This is a genomic window from Halorubrum amylolyticum, from assembly GCF_004114995.1.
Classification (GTDB): domain Archaea; phylum Halobacteriota; class Halobacteria; order Halobacteriales; family Haloferacaceae; genus Halorubrum; species Halorubrum amylolyticum.
Window position 1 is genome coordinate 1 of the sequence record NZ_SDJP01000020.1, and the last position, 13,694, is coordinate 13,694.

A 13,694-nucleotide genomic window follows, 5' to 3' on the forward strand; every position below is an offset into this window, starting at 1 on the left:
CTCATCGGGGCAGTCGGGGTGAGCCGCAACTGTCTCTGTTCCACAGGAATCGCACTGGTAGTAGTGGCGGTTGTACCGGGTGATTTCTGGGGGCTGCGGATCAGGAATCTCCTCGACGAGTCGGGGGCTGACGCCCACCGACTCGTCGAAGTGGTCGCCACACTCAGGACAACAGTCACAGGTGACTTCGATTTCTTCGTCGGGATCAGCTGTAGAACGCCACTCCGGATCGTGACCGTCCTTTCGACCAGGAGTACCGCCATCAGTTCGGACATCGTCGTCTTCGTCGTCCTGCGAGGTCGGGGACTCATCGGTCCCCGACCGTCGCTTGCTGGGTGGAGTGTGCGGATTCTCGTATTTGCGAAGACGTGTTTCGAGTTCTTCGACCCGCTCGTCTTTCTCTTGCAACTTCTCTCGGAGCTGTGTGTTCTCTTGTTCAAGCTCTTCGACTCGTTGTTCAAGTTGCAAAAACCGGGAGAGCAACTCGTCCTTGGTGAGATCATCTCCGTTCACAGATCCCACCTTCCAGTACAGACAGCGGAGGCAACGGGATGGGCTCCGCGACGGAGCCCATCCCTGTGGATCATCACGAACCTCCGCTGCCAGCTCATACAGCCCGATTTGTGCGCCTCCTATGAGATGGTGGCGAAATCAGCTCGGGCTAAACACATACGGATTTACGAACAGGGTGTCGACTCGGGTACTGAGGCAGATGCCACCGCTGCCGCTGAAGATGTGATAAACGATGCCTACGCGACCGTCGAACGGTCTATCTACAATTCGTTTAACATCCGTCTTCAGCGCGCTGAGGCTGTTCAGCAAATGCTCGGTGGGCAGCCGTGGGGCGGTGGTCTTCAGGGCGCTGAACTCTGGAATGCTAAGACTGATGCCCAAACTGATACGTCTCTGACTGCGATGGTAGTCGGGACGGATGATTACGCAGATAAAACGGTGACTCTGCTTGATGGTGAGTCTCTGAGCTACCGAGCTGCTGGATACGATGCTCAAAATGACTATAATTGCCGAATAGACCCTGAGCCTGCTGTTTACGAGGAGTCTGAGTCTACGGCTCCGTCTGATAGTGGGTTCGGTGATATGCTGGTCATGACGAAGCCTGACCCGGCTAACTACGACTCGGTAGACAGTGGTCTTGATGTCTCAAACGCTCGGGTAACGGCCATGAACGCTCGACGATGGTATCAGCTGCTTGTTGATCTCCATGATGCTCACTCTGCGATGATGAGTGAGGTCTCGACGATGGTCTCGTCCTACTACCAGCCGGCGAAGGACGGCGAGATCGACCTGTACGAAGCTGTCGGCCCGAAACACCTGACCGAGACGGCCTCGACCGCGACGGACTACCAAGAGGCGGCGATGGCGCTGCGCGCGATGGGCTACCCGATGAGCGAGCAGGTCGTCACGATTTCCGTCCCGAAAAAGGACGAGAGTGGCGACCTCGAACTCACGGGAAGACTCTCGTGGACGGCCCATCAGGGCAACACGCTCACGGTCGGACAGACCCACAACGCGAGCACCATCCCCGGCTCGATCTTCGCAGTGGTCAACACCCCGGAAGGGGTCGACTCGGTCACGGGCAACACGACCGACACGAACTCCACCAACACGACCGACGACGGCTCGACCGCCGACGGCCCCGGCGGGGAGATCGTCGAACTCACCGACGAGTTCGACATCGTCTCCGCGGAGGGCGCCGACGGCGTCTCGTTCAACGACCGGACGCTTGCCTCGTCTGACACCTCCAACGAGGAGGTTAACCAGATCTTCAAGGAGAACTACACCGCCAACAAGGAGGCGACCGAGAACGTCCACGACACCGCCACCGGCGGCGGCGGTGGCTGGTCCGGTCTCTCCGCCCAGGAGAAAGGTATCGCGCTGGTCGTCGGCGCACTAGTCGCGCTCGGCGTCATCAATAACTGACCATGCGGGTTCTTTCCATCTTTGCCATGCTGCTCGTAGCGACAGCCGTCGCGACCGGCGGCGTCGCCGCGCAGGAGGCGACGAACGCCACGTCGACGAACCAAACCGCGGAGTGTACCGAACGCATCAACGAGTACACGGCCATCTGCGGCGCCGAACTCGACGGCTCGGACGTGGTGATCGACATCCACACCGACGGCCCGCAAACCGTCGTCGTCACCGAAGCCTTTCGCAAGGGCTCGGGCGTCCTCGCCCAGCGGCGCGTCTCGCTCGACGAAGGCCGCAACACGATTCGGATGACGGTCACCGTCGACGGCGGCTCCGAGGGCGTCACGATCGCCGCGGGTGACGTGCTGTACCAGAAGGAGGTCCGCACCTCTTCGACGATCGTCGCCGGCCCGTTCACCGCGGCCGACGCGCAAGCCGCCGGACTCGGCGGCGGCGCTGGTGTCGCCGTCGTCACCATCTTCCTCGTCGCAAAGGTCGTCTACGGACGCGCTGAGGACCCCGAGAGGTTAGCATGAGGGACGCACCAAAACCGCGACCCGAGCCGCCCCGTCACGTCAAGATACTCGACTGGCTGCACGGCCGCGTCCCCGAACTCGTCGCCGGCTCGCTCGCGCTCGTCGGCGTCTCGATGATCGTCGGGTTCGACCTCGAAGTGCCGCGCTTCTGGTACGTGTTCACCGTCGCCGCCGTCGCGCTGTCGCCGCTCGGCTTCTTGGTCGGCAACAAGGTCATCTCGTGGCTCTACGATCCGGCGTGGGTCTACCTGATCGACCTCGACGCCCGCGTGCTCGACGGCGGGATCTACCGGCTTCCCCTCGAAGACTTCCGCGAGCTCGAAATCCTCGACGATGATGAGTTCGTCAACTCGACCTACGACCTCACCCAGCTGTCTCCGAACCTCTACGTCGGGAAACAGGTCGACCTCGAAGACATGACCGTCGTGGGGACGTGGCGCGGCACGCTCGACGATCGGGAGCTCACCCGCGCGCTCCGTGCCGTCCACGAGTGTCGCGGCCAGCTGCAAGCCGACGCCCAGCGCGGATTCATCCTCGAAAGCTCCGCGTTCGTCGTGGTCCGCCGGGCGACCCGCAACACGGTCGAGCGTATCGTCGAGCTGTTTGAGGACGGCTCGCTGCCCGACTCGGGTGAGGGTATCGAGCGCGCGATCGACCAAGAGCTAGAAGAATTCGGCCTCGACGACGCGGCCGACTCGGACCTCTCGGACCTCGTCGACGACGCCGACCTCGACGACCTCGACCACAAGTCCGGATTCGACTTCGGAACTCCCGAGGACCCGCCTGCTGACCGGAACGGCCACTCGGAGAAAACGGAGGTGACCCCGGATGCCTGAGCCGCAGCCACGCATCTGTCCGAAGTGCGGGCACTACGGTTGCGTGTTCGACAACATCAACCGACTCGCAGAGGGTGAGACCGATGCCTGACGTGGACGAGGGGATGCTGACCGCGGCGAAACTCGGCGAACAGCTCGCCGGTCGCATCGACACCCACCGCGACCTCGACTCGCGGGCGGGTGCGATCGACCCCGACGACGTGTCCGCCTCGGTGTTCCTGAACGACCTCGACCCGGACCTCGTCGAGAGCTCGCAACTGCTCGACCTCGTCGACCGGACCCAACAGTCCCGGCAGGCGTCCGAGGCGATTCGGTCCGGAAACGCCATGCTCCTCTCGCACTTGGTCGGCGTCACCGAACAGGACCTCGACGGCTCGGCGCTGCGGCTCCCGCTACGGCTCGACGACGTGATGACGAACAACGACGCGACCGCGTTCATCGGCGGCGCCGGCAACCCGAACACGGGGAAGACGAACCTGATGGCGCTGCTCGCCGAGCTGCGCTCCGCGACCGTCGACGATCTCCTCGTCATCTCGAACTCGCGGACGTGGCCGCTCACGGACAAGGTCGTCACCAGCGCCCACGACCTCGCCGTTACCTGTATCGAGCATCGCGACCGTCCGAAGTTCGTCTTCGTCGACGAAGGCTCGACCCACTTCGACGCCCGAACGAACTCCTACGAAGTCGCGGCGCAGTTCTCCCCGCTCGCCAAGCGGATGGCGAAGGTTGATGTCGACGTCTTCGGAACCGTGTTCCACACGGGGAAGGACTGCCACCCAGAGCTGAAACGCCTGTTCACGACCGCGTTCTTCAAACACTCGAAGAAAGACGTCGACTTCTTCGCCGACTGGCCGGCCGATGCTGACAAGCCGACCGACCAGCTGTTCGGCGGCACCGTCGAAAACCTCGAACCCGCGACCGTCGAACCGGACCCGGACGACGCCGCACCCTGGAAGTGGGACCTCGAACCCGACCTATTCAGCAAAGACCTCGACTGGCCCGATCTCCTCACCGAGCTGCGCGAACGCGGACCAGCTCCCTAACTCCACGGTGATCCACCCACCGACCCACCCACCCATGCAGTGGGCGGCCGCCCGCGCGACCCCTCCCTGCGGGGGGGAGCGCGGGTATCCTATTCTTTTGCGAATTCCAAGTTAGAGTGCTTGTACGTATACATTCGAATATCCTGGTCGTCGCAATATGAGGCTAATTTACCTGCGTCGATCGTTTTCCAGTCACCAGGTCCTTCATCAAGGTGGGGTGGAAAAGCGACGTTTACTGCTTCCTCTGTCATTGTGTTTCCGTAAATACTCGCCTCTGTCTCTGGAGGCAGCACTTCAATTACGACTGCAGGATCGCCTTGATGATCCTCAATCTTCTCAACCCGATCGCCCGGTGTGAACGGATTCTCAGGAATCTGATTCAGGTGTGCTGTGTTTGGACCGAGGTCGATCAGTTCATTCATCTGATTCATCGAAATTGGTTCCAGTTTGGCAGGAGTGTCCCCTGTATATTCCTCGTCCATCTCGACTTTCGTGGTGAGACTCTTGACCCACTCCCACCCTACGAGTATCAGCTCGTCCTCGTTGTCGCGGTGCCAAACCATCACAATAATGTCGTCATCTGAATCCGCCTCGACGAGCGCACCGGGCTTGAATGCGGAAATGTCTCGAGAAGTCTTCACGTCGACTTCGTATCCGAACACCTCGAAGTCATAGCTGCTGAAGCTCTCGGGATTGCATCTTCGAATTGCCTCCTCGTTCATCCATGTCCACATCTCCACAGGAAGGTACTCCCGACAGAACCTCTCGAAGGCGATTTCTCCGAGGTTCCCGATTCGTTTCTGCTTCCGCTCCCCTCCCTCGCATCCCTGCAGTAATGCTTGATGGGCAGCTCGTTGCGTATCTATCTCGTCTGGTTCGAAAGTGTACATTACTAATCCTCGCGTTCGTTCTCGGCGAGCCACCATGCTTTTGTCCCGCCCAGTTTCTTCGACTCGACCTTTCCGCCTTCCTCAAGCTTGGTCAATCGCTTGAACATCCCCGGTTGGCTGTAGGAGAGTGTAGCGGCTACTTCACCTGTGGAGAACACGAGGTCCTCTGATTCTCTGAAAAAATTGAGGATCTCCTCATCTGTCGTGTCCTCTGGTCGTCCAGCCATGCCTTCTCGTACTAAGACCACCCCTATAATTATCAGGAGTCCGAGATTAAGGACCAAGTGGTAACTAATTATTGAGCAATAACTAAATACTAGCCACCATACGATAGACTCAACGGAAGCTACGCATCGAGATCGACGACCCGACCAAAAGCGAACCCCGAGATAGGCCCTCGGGTTCGCGTGGGCTTCCGTGACTGAGGCACGAAAGCCATGTCAGCAAACACGGTCAGGGGTATTCAATCCCCCCACGACGGACGTGATCGCGCGGCAACCAGCCGACTTAACGCCCCGGAGGGCTACCTGTGAGCCGGGACCGCGCACACGACCCCGGCGACCTCCACCCGCGCGAAGCGGTCACCCGGTACCTCCGTCGACGACGTTCTGACTCGACTGACGCTAGCGTCAAGTCGTGGAAGTACCGGCTGAAGCTGTTCGTCGAGTGGTGCCAAGGCGTCGGGATCGACCGGATCGGCGACCTCCGCGGCTACGACATCGATGAGTACTACGAGCTGCGCAGCGGGGCGATCGCTCCGGCGACCCTCGAAGGCGAGATGTGGACGCTTCAGACGTTCGTCGAGTACCTCGAACAACTCGGCGCCGTCGAGGAGGACCTCTCCGATTCGGTTCGAGTTCCCGACCTCGACCCGTCCGACCGGGCGAACTCGGAGAGCCTGTCGACCGAAGCGGCCTTCGCGCTGCTGAACTACTACCGCGATTCGGAGGTTCATCGTGCGACCAGGAAGCACGCCTTTCTGGAGTTGGCGTGGCACACCGGCGCCCGGCAGGGCGGGCTCCGCGCGCTCGACGTTCGAGACGTGTACCCCGAAGAGGGATACGTCGAATTCCATCACCGCCCGAAGACGGGAACCCCCTTGAAGAACAAGCAACACGGGGAGCGTCCAGTCAGTCTCCGCGATGAGGTCGCCGCGGTGCTTCGCGAGTTCATGGGGAACCGCTACGACGTTCGCGATGGCCACGATCGGCAGCCGTACCTCGCGAGCCGATACGGGCGGCCAACCGAGAACACGATCCGCAATTGGTCGTACGTCGCCACCCAGCCGTGTCTTCACTCACCCTGCCCCCACGGAAAGGAGCGGCCCAGCTGCGAGTACACCGAGTACACCCACGCCAGCAAGTGTCCATCGTCTCGCTCACCGCACCGGATTCGCACCGGCGCGGTGACGTGGATGCTGAACGCAGGTATCCCCCCCGAGATCGTTGCCCAGCGCGTGAACGCCTCGGTCCAGACGATCCGCGATCACTACGATTGGGCCACCGACAGCCAGCGGTGGTCTCGCTATCACGACCAGATGAACAGCCGCCGAGAACACCTCCAGAAACTCGATTTCGCAAATGACACCGAATTCACCGCCGAGTAAGATGAATCGCCAGAGAAACACCACTGAGGCGCCTGCTCACAGGCCTAATTCGCCGTCGTGCCGGCCCACTTCTTCCCGCATCCGTTCAGGAGTCACGAGACGGCTGTCTACTCTTTATAAATCTAGTTATCTTTGCATCAATCAGAGCATATCGTCGGTCGTCTCTGCTGATCGAAGAGCTCCAAGCGTGGTATAGCGAAGCCCTTGCGGATACTTGGTCTCGTAGGGGACCGGATCTTCCAATTCGTATAGGCTCCTCGGTTCAAAACGAATCACCATCTTGTCGTCGGCGATCTTCGCACCGTCGGCATACTCATTGATAGGGCGAGATAATTCGGCTTCTTCCGGGGGTACTACGTCCTTAACCGTAGCCAGGTATTTGACCTCACGGACATCGCCGGTCACGTACATCGCGACATACTCGAACTCACTCCCGACACGAACGAAACCCCAGGCGTTGTTCTCTTTGAGGAACGGTAAACCGGACTCTTTCGTCGGAAACACTGCGACCTTCGCGTCGACATTGCCATCCACTTCAGAGCGTCTAATTCGTCCCACCAGATGGTTTTCTACTGGTTCGATACCACCACCTATCGAATCGTCTGTGTCACCACCATCGGTGTCTATTTCGGATTCAATATCCGCGATAAGCCGATCAATCATCTCCTTCGCCTGTGTTTCTGCGAGAGATAAGATAGAGTCAGAGACCCCGTCAGCCAGTGTGTTCGAAAGGTCGACTGCCAAGCCGTCTTTATTTGTTTTGAGGGTGCGGCGAGCCTCTCGTAGCTCATTGATTCGACCAAGGATTTTACCGGATTCTCCCGATTCGATAGCGTCCCTCTCGTAAGCCTTCAAAACAGCAAGGCGGTTGGGTAGGTCGTCGAGGGCTACATCGCCCACCTTCTGTACGTCCACGTTTGAGGCATCCACACGGCGCTGAAAGAATCGGTACTGCTTCCCGTTCGTGAGAATGCCGTATGTAACGTTTTTGTTCATCATGTACGACGACAACTGGTCTTCGTGGTCGTCGGTCAGGGCTGTGTCTGCACCCTTGGCTTCGAGGAATGCGACTGGCGTTCCATCGAGAATCAGAGCGTAATCAACCTTGTAGGTCTGCCCGAACGCCTCGACAGAATATTCGAGCTGAGTGTTCTGTGGAATCTGCCAGTCGAGAAGGCTCAAGAAGTCACGCAGAACGGCGGCTTTCGTGTTGGCCTCGTCCATTTGTGGAGAAGAGTCGAAAACGGCGTCAGATCCTTCGACATACTCCTCAACAGCGTCCCTCTTCATCTTATTCTGTCACGTCGCAGCGACGGCTTATCAAACCCTGCGAATGATTTGCTGTGTGGCGATATCTTGATACCCTGTCAGAATTTATCATCGACCGTATGGCGCAGTCATCCGTCCGGATCGCGACCGACTTTCACGCGGAGCCGCACATCGAGGGGCGGCGCGTGACGGTACGTCGCATCCAGGGGCTCGTCGGGGAGGCCGGACATTCTGCCGAGGGGGTGGCCGAACGGCTCGATCTCGATGTCGCCGAGGTCTACGGCGCCCTCCAGTACTACCACAGCCATCCCGACGAGATGCGCGACGCCGAGCGGGAACGAGCCGGCCGCGAAAAAGAGGCGTGAGACGACGGCGCGAAGACGCTCGCCGAGCTCAAGCGAGAGCAGACGTAGCGTCCGATAGAGTACCGGATACTCCTCGACGAGAACACAAGCCTGTGGGTCGCCGAATCGTTCCGGGGAAAAGGACACACGGCCGAACACGTTCACGAGATCCTCGAAGAAGGAGTCCATGACGAAGCGCTCACGGCGATATCTCACGACCGGAGATACGTGGTGCTGACGCACGATTCCGACTTTCTCGATCCCGAGAAGCGAGGGCCGGTTCCAGTCGTGTACTACGGCGACGACACGATGGACACCTACGAGATCGCGGACCGCGTCGACGAACTGATCTCGTGGGTTCCCGACCCTGGAGATCTGCCGCTGGTGACGAATCTGACTGAGTGGACGTAGGGGACCCAACAACTACGACTTTGACAAGCTTCAAGTCCACCGCTAGCCGGGAGTAACACGAATGAGACTCTTCGCCTCGGCGTCAGATAGACGGCGGGGGATCCTCGCGCTCGTCGCGGTCGCGATCGGGTTCGTCGGCCTCTCCCTCTTCGTCCGCGAGTACGCGGGGCTCATCACGGACGCCGAAGCGCTGCGGACGTGGCTCCGGCAGTTCGGCGTGCTCGCCCCGCTCGTGTTCATCGCCATTCAGGCCCTCCAGGTCATCGTCGCGCCGATCCCCGGACAGGTCGTCGCTCTGGTCGCGGGCTACCTGTTCGGCTCCTTTTGGGGCACGGTCTACAGCCTCACGGGCGTGCTGATCGGCAGCGCGATCGCGTTCTCGCTCGCGAAGCGGTACGGCCGGTCGTTCGTCGAGGACGTGCTCCACGAGGACGTGATCGCCCGTTTCGACGAGTTCGTCGACACGGTGGGCGTCCCGGGGCTGTTCGCGTTCGTGATCATCCCCGGGCTTCCCGACGACGCGATCTGCTTTCTGAGCGGGCTCACGAAGTGGAAGCTTCCCACCTTCATCGCCGTGATCAGCGTCGGCCGGCTGCCGGCGTACGTGTTCACGGTGTACGCGGGCGGCGAACTGGCGAGCGGTCGACTCCTCTCGGGGCTCGCGCTCATCGCCTTGGTCGTCGTCGCGTCGGTCGTCGGCTACTACAAACAGGAGACGGTCAGGGACCTCGTCGCTCGCATCGAGCCGCGGCTCCCGTTCTGACTCACTCGGCGGGCAGCCCGCCGTTCACCGCTATCCCCACGTCCACTGGGAGTCGAGAACGAACCGGTAGAGCCCGCTGAGGAAGATGGCGACCGCGTTGGCGACGAGGTACAGGAGGCTCGCCCACTCGACGAGCGCGTAGAGGACCGCGAGCTGGATCGGGATGGCGGTGCCGCGGACCAGGTTCGTCTTGAGCAGGCCGGAGAGGTACTCCGCGGTGCCCGTGTTCTGGCTCGCCTGAAACGTCCACGCGTTGTTGAGCACGTACGAGAGGACGATCGTGATCTCGATGGCGATCGTCGCGCCGATCAGGTAGTTCAGCCCCGCCGTGTCGACGAACAGCCAGAGCAGCCCCATCTGGATCGCCGCGGTGGTCGCGCCGACGACGACGAACCGCCGGAGCTGGACCGCGACCGGTCCCGTCGCGAGGTCCCTGAGAACGGCGCGGATCATCACTTGTAGCCGAGCGCTTCGAGGCGGGCCTCGAGGTCCTCGTCGACCTCGTCATCTTCGCCCTCCCCGGCCTCCGCCGCCTCCGCGTCGGCCTGTCTGTCGCGGAGCTCCGCCACGTGGTCCGCGGCGATCGGCGCGAACCGCTCGACGACCCCGAGCGCCTCGTCGGACGGGTCAACGGAGAGGTCCTCCTGCTGGGTCGGGTCCGACAACCGGTGGTACAGCTCCGTCTCTCCCGTGTCCGCGTTCTCGATGTACGTCCACTCGTCGTCGCGGACGCTCACGAGGAGGTCGCCGTCGGACAGCGACCGCGGGATCGGCTGTTCGGTCACCTCCTCTCCGCGGACGGTGACGGAGACGACCGGGTCCTGATCCGGCGACGCGCCGTCGCTGACCGTCGGCGCGAGCGACTCGCCGCGCCACTCGGGGGGCGAGTCGACGCCGAGCAGGTCGGCGACGGTCGGCGGGATCGCGTCGAGCCCGACGTGTTCGGAGACGCGGCGGCCCCCGTCCTCGCCGGGGACGTTCACGATGAGTGGCACCCGGATCAGCTCGTCGTACAGCTTCGGGTAGTGCGCGAGGTGGCCGTGCTCTTGGAACTCCTCGCCGTGGTCGCCGGCGACGACGATCGCCGTCTCGTCGGCGATCCCGGCCGCTTCGAGCGCGTCGAGCAGGCGTCCGACGCTGGCGTCGACCTGTCGCACCGTCGCCTGATACAGGGTTCGGAGCTCGCGGAGGGTCCGCTCACCGACCTCCCAGCCGAGGCTCGTGCGGGTGTGGGCGTGGAGCATCCGATGGGTGCCGACCAGCCCGTCGGAGACCTCGCGGATGTACCGCGGCGCGGGGACGTACGGGGTGTGCGTGTCCATGTAGTGGACCCACAGGAAGAACGGGTCGTCGGTGTCGTCGACGAAGTCGGTCGCGGCGTCCTCGACGTCGAACATCCGCGAGGCGTCGAGGAAGGGGCGCTCGTCGCTCTCCCCCCGGAGCTTGGAGCCGAGCCGGCGGAACGGCGACGTGACGAGCTGAATCCACGCCTCGACCGTCGGGTGCGCCGCGAGGTACCGGCTGTACCGGCTGTACCGGCTCGATCCCACGCTCGTGACGAACGGCTCGAACTCGTCGAACCCCTCGGGATACCCCCAGTGGGAGGTGAGAAAGCCGTTCGCGGCGTTGAAGCCGCCGGTCGCGATCCCGGCCTCGGAGAGCACGGAGGCGAGCGTCCGGGAGCCCTTCACGCCGATGTCGCCGTTTCGAGCGAAGACCGGATCGGAGGCGAGGAGCGAGGGGAACGAGAAGGGCGTCCAGTTACCGGTCGCGAACGAGCGGTCGAAGACGGTCCCGTCGGCCGCCAGCTCGGTGAGCACCGGGGAATGCCGGTCGCCGTCGTAGGGAGCGATCGCGTCCGCCCGGAGCGAGTCGATCGTGACGAGAAGAACGTTAGATATCGCACCGTCCGATGTCGAATCCGGGTCCGTCGAATCCGGTCCGGTCGAATTCGAACTACCAGATTCTGAACCGGCCGAATCCGACGACTTAGGGGCCGATGCCGCTGTGTCCGAGGCCGACGTGTCCGATACCATGTTATGCGAGAGTGGGGTCTGACGCCGCCGAACCGCGGGTCGGCCTGACCGGTCGCGCAGGGCCGACCGTCAGAATCACTAGTATACCTGACGGCGGTCTGCCAGCGGCTTGAGGATTTCGGTTCCCGAGACGACGGCGCGCGGCGCGAGTCCCTGACGGAACGTAGCTATTTGCCGCTTGCGACCCGAGAGGGACGCATGAGCGACGCGTCGACCGAGGCGAGCCGCGAGGGGGAGTCGACCGGCGACCGACGCCTCGGAGTCGGGGCGCTTGACGAGGCCGTGCCGCCGGACGAGATCCCCGAGGGAGTACCCGGCGAGTCGCGGGCGATCGACACCGGAGAGGTCCGCCTCCACGTCGTCGAGGCCGGCCCAGAAGACGGGAAGCTGCTGGTCCTGCTCCACGGCTTTCCGGAGTTCTGGTACGGCTGGCACGAGACGATCGCGCCGCTGGCCAACGCGGGCTACCGCGTCGTCGTGCCCGACCAGCGCGGCTACAACCTCTCGGAGAAGCCGCCCGCCGTGCGCGACTACCGGATCGACGCGCTGGCGCGGGACGCGGTCGGGGTGATAGACGCCTACGACCGCGAGACCGCCGCCGTCGCGGGTCACGACTGGGGCGCCGCGGTGGGGTGGTGGCTCGCGCTCCACCACGCCGACCGCGTCTCGGAGTTCGTCGCGGTCAACGTGCCGCACCCGACCGTCTTCGAGCGCGCGCTCCGGAGCTCGTGGGACCAGCGGCTCAAGAGCTGGTACGTGCTCGCGTTCCAGCTCCCGAAGCTCCCCGAGGCGGTCGCCAGCGCCGGGAATTGGCGCCTCGCCGTGCGGGGCCTCCGGGAGTCGAGCGATCCGGGGACGTTCGGCGACGAGGACTTCGGGCGCTACCGCCGGGCGTGGAACCGCGACGGCGCGTTCGAGGCGATGGTGAACTGGTACCGGGCGATCGTCCGCGATCGCCCGACCCCGGAGACGGAGACCGTCGAGGTCCCGACGCTCGTGATCTGGGGCGCGAAGGACCGCTTCCTCTCGACGCGGCTGGCCGGCGAGAGCGTCGAGCGCTGCGCCGACGGCCGGCTCCTCACCCTCGACGCGGCGACCCACTGGGTCGTCCACGAGGAGCCGCACCGCGTCGCCGAGGCGATCGCCGACCACGCCGACCCCCTCCCGCCGGGTGCGCGGGAGTAGCCCGCCGAGGGCGACCGTCCCCGCCTCGTCGGCACGTCTCGCCCGCCAAACGCCTTTTATATCGACGGCGGCGACGACACGGTATGACGCTCGATCGATACGCGGACGCCGTCGACGACCTCGCGCCCGACGCCGGAGAGGTCGAGACCGCGGAACTGGCCGTCACAGACGACGTGCTCGTCAAGGCGTTCGCGCTCGGACCCGGCGCGACCGTCGACCCGCACGAACACGGGGACGCCACCAACGTCTTCCACGTGCTCGAAGGCGAACCGACCCTCGTTCGCGGGGATGACGAGGAGTCGCTCGCGGCGCCCGCCGTCGTCCTGAACGAGCGCAGGACCGTCCACGGCGCCCGGAACGACGCCGACGTGCGCGCCGTCATTACCGCCAGCCTCTGCCCGCTCCCCTGATGGACGGCGAGATCGATCCGGACGAGCTGGCGGCGCTGCTCGCCGACGGAGATGACGACCAAAATGGCGGGACACGGGTGGACGACGGCCTCCGAATCGTCGACATCCGCGACCGGCGCGCCTTCGACCGCGGGCACGTCCCCGGCAGCGAGTGCATCCCCTTCCCGGAGCTGACGACCCGCGTCGCGGATCTGGAGGGCGCCGCGCGGATCGTCACCGTCTGTCCCCACGGGGTCGCCAGCCGGCAGGCGGCCCAGCTCATCGGGAGCTACGCGGGGATCGAGGACGCTCGCGTCGAGAGCCTCCGCGGCGGCATCGAGGCGTGGGAGCGCGACGCCGGCGAGTTGGTCCCGACGGCGGCCGACGGAACCCCCGGAACCGACGGCGAGGGGAACCTGACCGCGGACGCCGACGAGGGACCGGACGCGCCGTTTTAGGG

General features: G+C 63.4%; 15 protein-coding genes and 2 pseudogenes. 11 read left to right on the forward strand and 6 right to left on the reverse strand.

All coding sequences use genetic code 11. The features are described from left to right. Positions 1 to 513, reverse strand: a pseudogene (locus ESO89_RS12925) (IS66 family transposase); the annotation flags it as partial. Between the two features lie 726 nt (positions 514 to 1,239). On the opposite strand from ESO89_RS12925, the gene ESO89_RS12930 reads away from it, so the two are divergent. The 4 genes from ESO89_RS12930 to ESO89_RS12945 all read left to right on the forward strand — a co-directional run bounded on the left by ESO89_RS12930 (position 1,240) and on the right by ESO89_RS12945 (position 4,341). Beyond that, positions 1,240 to 1,938, forward strand: coding sequence for a hypothetical protein (locus ESO89_RS12930; RefSeq protein WP_128905893.1), 699 nt, complete (start codon positions 1,240 to 1,242; stop codon positions 1,936 to 1,938). Positions 1,939 to 1,964: 26 nt separating this feature from the next. After that, positions 1,965 to 2,462: a hypothetical protein gene (locus ESO89_RS12935; RefSeq protein ID WP_128905894.1), complete on the forward strand. Its 498-nt coding sequence runs from the start codon at positions 1,965 to 1,967 to the stop codon at positions 2,460 to 2,462. Then, positions 2,459 to 3,298 carry a hypothetical protein gene (locus ESO89_RS12940; protein WP_128905895.1) on the forward strand — a complete coding sequence of 280 codons (840 nt, stop codon included), beginning with the start codon at positions 2,459 to 2,461 and terminating at the stop codon, positions 3,296 to 3,298. Before ESO89_RS12935 ends, ESO89_RS12940 begins: the two co-directional genes overlap by 4 nt. Before the next feature lie 83 nt (positions 3,299 to 3,381). Further along, the gene (locus ESO89_RS12945; RefSeq protein ID WP_128905896.1) at positions 3,382 to 4,341 is read left to right on the forward strand and encodes a hypothetical protein; all 960 of its coding nucleotides are present in this window, start codon (positions 3,382 to 3,384) and stop codon (positions 4,339 to 4,341) included. Positions 4,342 to 4,436: 95 nt separating this feature from the next. Here the strand turns inward: ESO89_RS12945 and ESO89_RS12950 are convergent. Beyond that, positions 4,437 to 5,231 (reverse strand): annotated as a pseudogene (locus ESO89_RS12950) (hypothetical protein); the annotation flags it as partial. Between the two features lie 2 nt (positions 5,232 to 5,233). Then, a complete protein-coding gene (locus tag ESO89_RS12955) occupies positions 5,234 to 5,458 on the reverse strand; it encodes a helix-turn-helix domain-containing protein (protein WP_128905898.1) in 225 nt (74 codons plus the stop codon). A 302-nt stretch (positions 5,459 to 5,760) separates the two neighbouring features. Between ESO89_RS12955 and ESO89_RS12960 the strand changes: the two genes are divergently transcribed. Continuing rightward, positions 5,761 to 6,837 (forward strand): tyrosine-type recombinase/integrase, encoded by a 1,077-nt coding sequence (locus ESO89_RS12960; protein WP_128905899.1) that lies wholly within the window; start codon positions 5,761 to 5,763, stop codon positions 6,835 to 6,837. Between the two features lie 141 nt (positions 6,838 to 6,978). Here ESO89_RS12960 and ESO89_RS12965 read toward each other — a convergent pair whose 3' ends face one another. Further along, on the reverse strand, positions 6,979 to 8,127 hold the full coding sequence (locus ESO89_RS12965; RefSeq protein WP_128905900.1) for a type I restriction enzyme HsdR N-terminal domain-containing protein: 1,149 nt from the start codon (positions 8,125 to 8,127) through the stop codon (positions 6,979 to 6,981). 98 nt (positions 8,128 to 8,225) lie between these two features. Here ESO89_RS12965 and ESO89_RS12970 point away from each other — a divergent pair, with 98 nt between their 5' ends. The 3 genes from ESO89_RS12970 (at position 8,226) to ESO89_RS12980 (ending at position 9,624) form a co-directional block, all read left to right on the forward strand. Then, positions 8,226 to 8,471, forward strand: coding sequence for a DUF433 domain-containing protein (locus ESO89_RS12970; protein WP_128905901.1), 246 nt, complete (start codon positions 8,226 to 8,228; stop codon positions 8,469 to 8,471). Between the two features lie 90 nt (positions 8,472 to 8,561). Continuing rightward, positions 8,562 to 8,861, forward strand: coding sequence for a DUF5615 family PIN-like protein (locus ESO89_RS19320; protein WP_343133582.1), 300 nt, complete (start codon positions 8,562 to 8,564; stop codon positions 8,859 to 8,861). 61 nt (positions 8,862 to 8,922) lie between these two features. After that, the gene (locus ESO89_RS12980; RefSeq protein WP_128905903.1) at positions 8,923 to 9,624 is read left to right on the forward strand and encodes a TVP38/TMEM64 family protein; all 702 of its coding nucleotides are present in this window, start codon (positions 8,923 to 8,925) and stop codon (positions 9,622 to 9,624) included. Positions 9,625 to 9,654: 30 nt separating this feature from the next. On the opposite strand, the gene ESO89_RS12985 is transcribed toward ESO89_RS12980, so the two are convergent. Both ESO89_RS12985 and ESO89_RS12990 read right to left on the reverse strand, forming a co-directional pair. Beyond that, a complete protein-coding gene (locus tag ESO89_RS12985; RefSeq protein WP_128905904.1) occupies positions 9,655 to 10,077 on the reverse strand; it encodes a GtrA family protein in 423 nt (140 codons plus the stop codon). Then, a complete protein-coding gene (locus ESO89_RS12990) occupies positions 10,077 to 11,660 on the reverse strand; it encodes a sulfatase (protein WP_241686229.1) in 1,584 nt (527 codons plus the stop codon). The genes ESO89_RS12985 and ESO89_RS12990 overlap by 1 nt, the downstream gene beginning before the upstream one ends. A gap of 198 nt (positions 11,661 to 11,858) precedes the next feature. Here ESO89_RS12990 and ESO89_RS12995 point away from each other — a divergent pair, with 198 nt between their 5' ends. From ESO89_RS12995 to ESO89_RS13005, 3 genes are all read left to right on the forward strand, one after another. Further along, positions 11,859 to 12,845 carry an alpha/beta fold hydrolase gene (locus ESO89_RS12995; protein WP_128905905.1) on the forward strand — a complete coding sequence of 329 codons (987 nt, stop codon included), beginning with the start codon at positions 11,859 to 11,861 and terminating at the stop codon, positions 12,843 to 12,845. An 83-nt stretch (positions 12,846 to 12,928) separates the two neighbouring features. Then, the gene (locus ESO89_RS13000; RefSeq protein WP_128905906.1) at positions 12,929 to 13,255 is read left to right on the forward strand and encodes a cupin domain-containing protein; all 327 of its coding nucleotides are present in this window, start codon (positions 12,929 to 12,931) and stop codon (positions 13,253 to 13,255) included. After that, positions 13,255 to 13,692 carry a rhodanese-like domain-containing protein gene (locus tag ESO89_RS13005; protein WP_128905907.1) on the forward strand — a complete coding sequence of 146 codons (438 nt, stop codon included), beginning with the start codon at positions 13,255 to 13,257 and terminating at the stop codon, positions 13,690 to 13,692. Before ESO89_RS13000 ends, ESO89_RS13005 begins: the two co-directional genes overlap by 1 nt. The last annotated feature ends 2 nt before the right edge of the window (positions 13,693 to 13,694 follow it).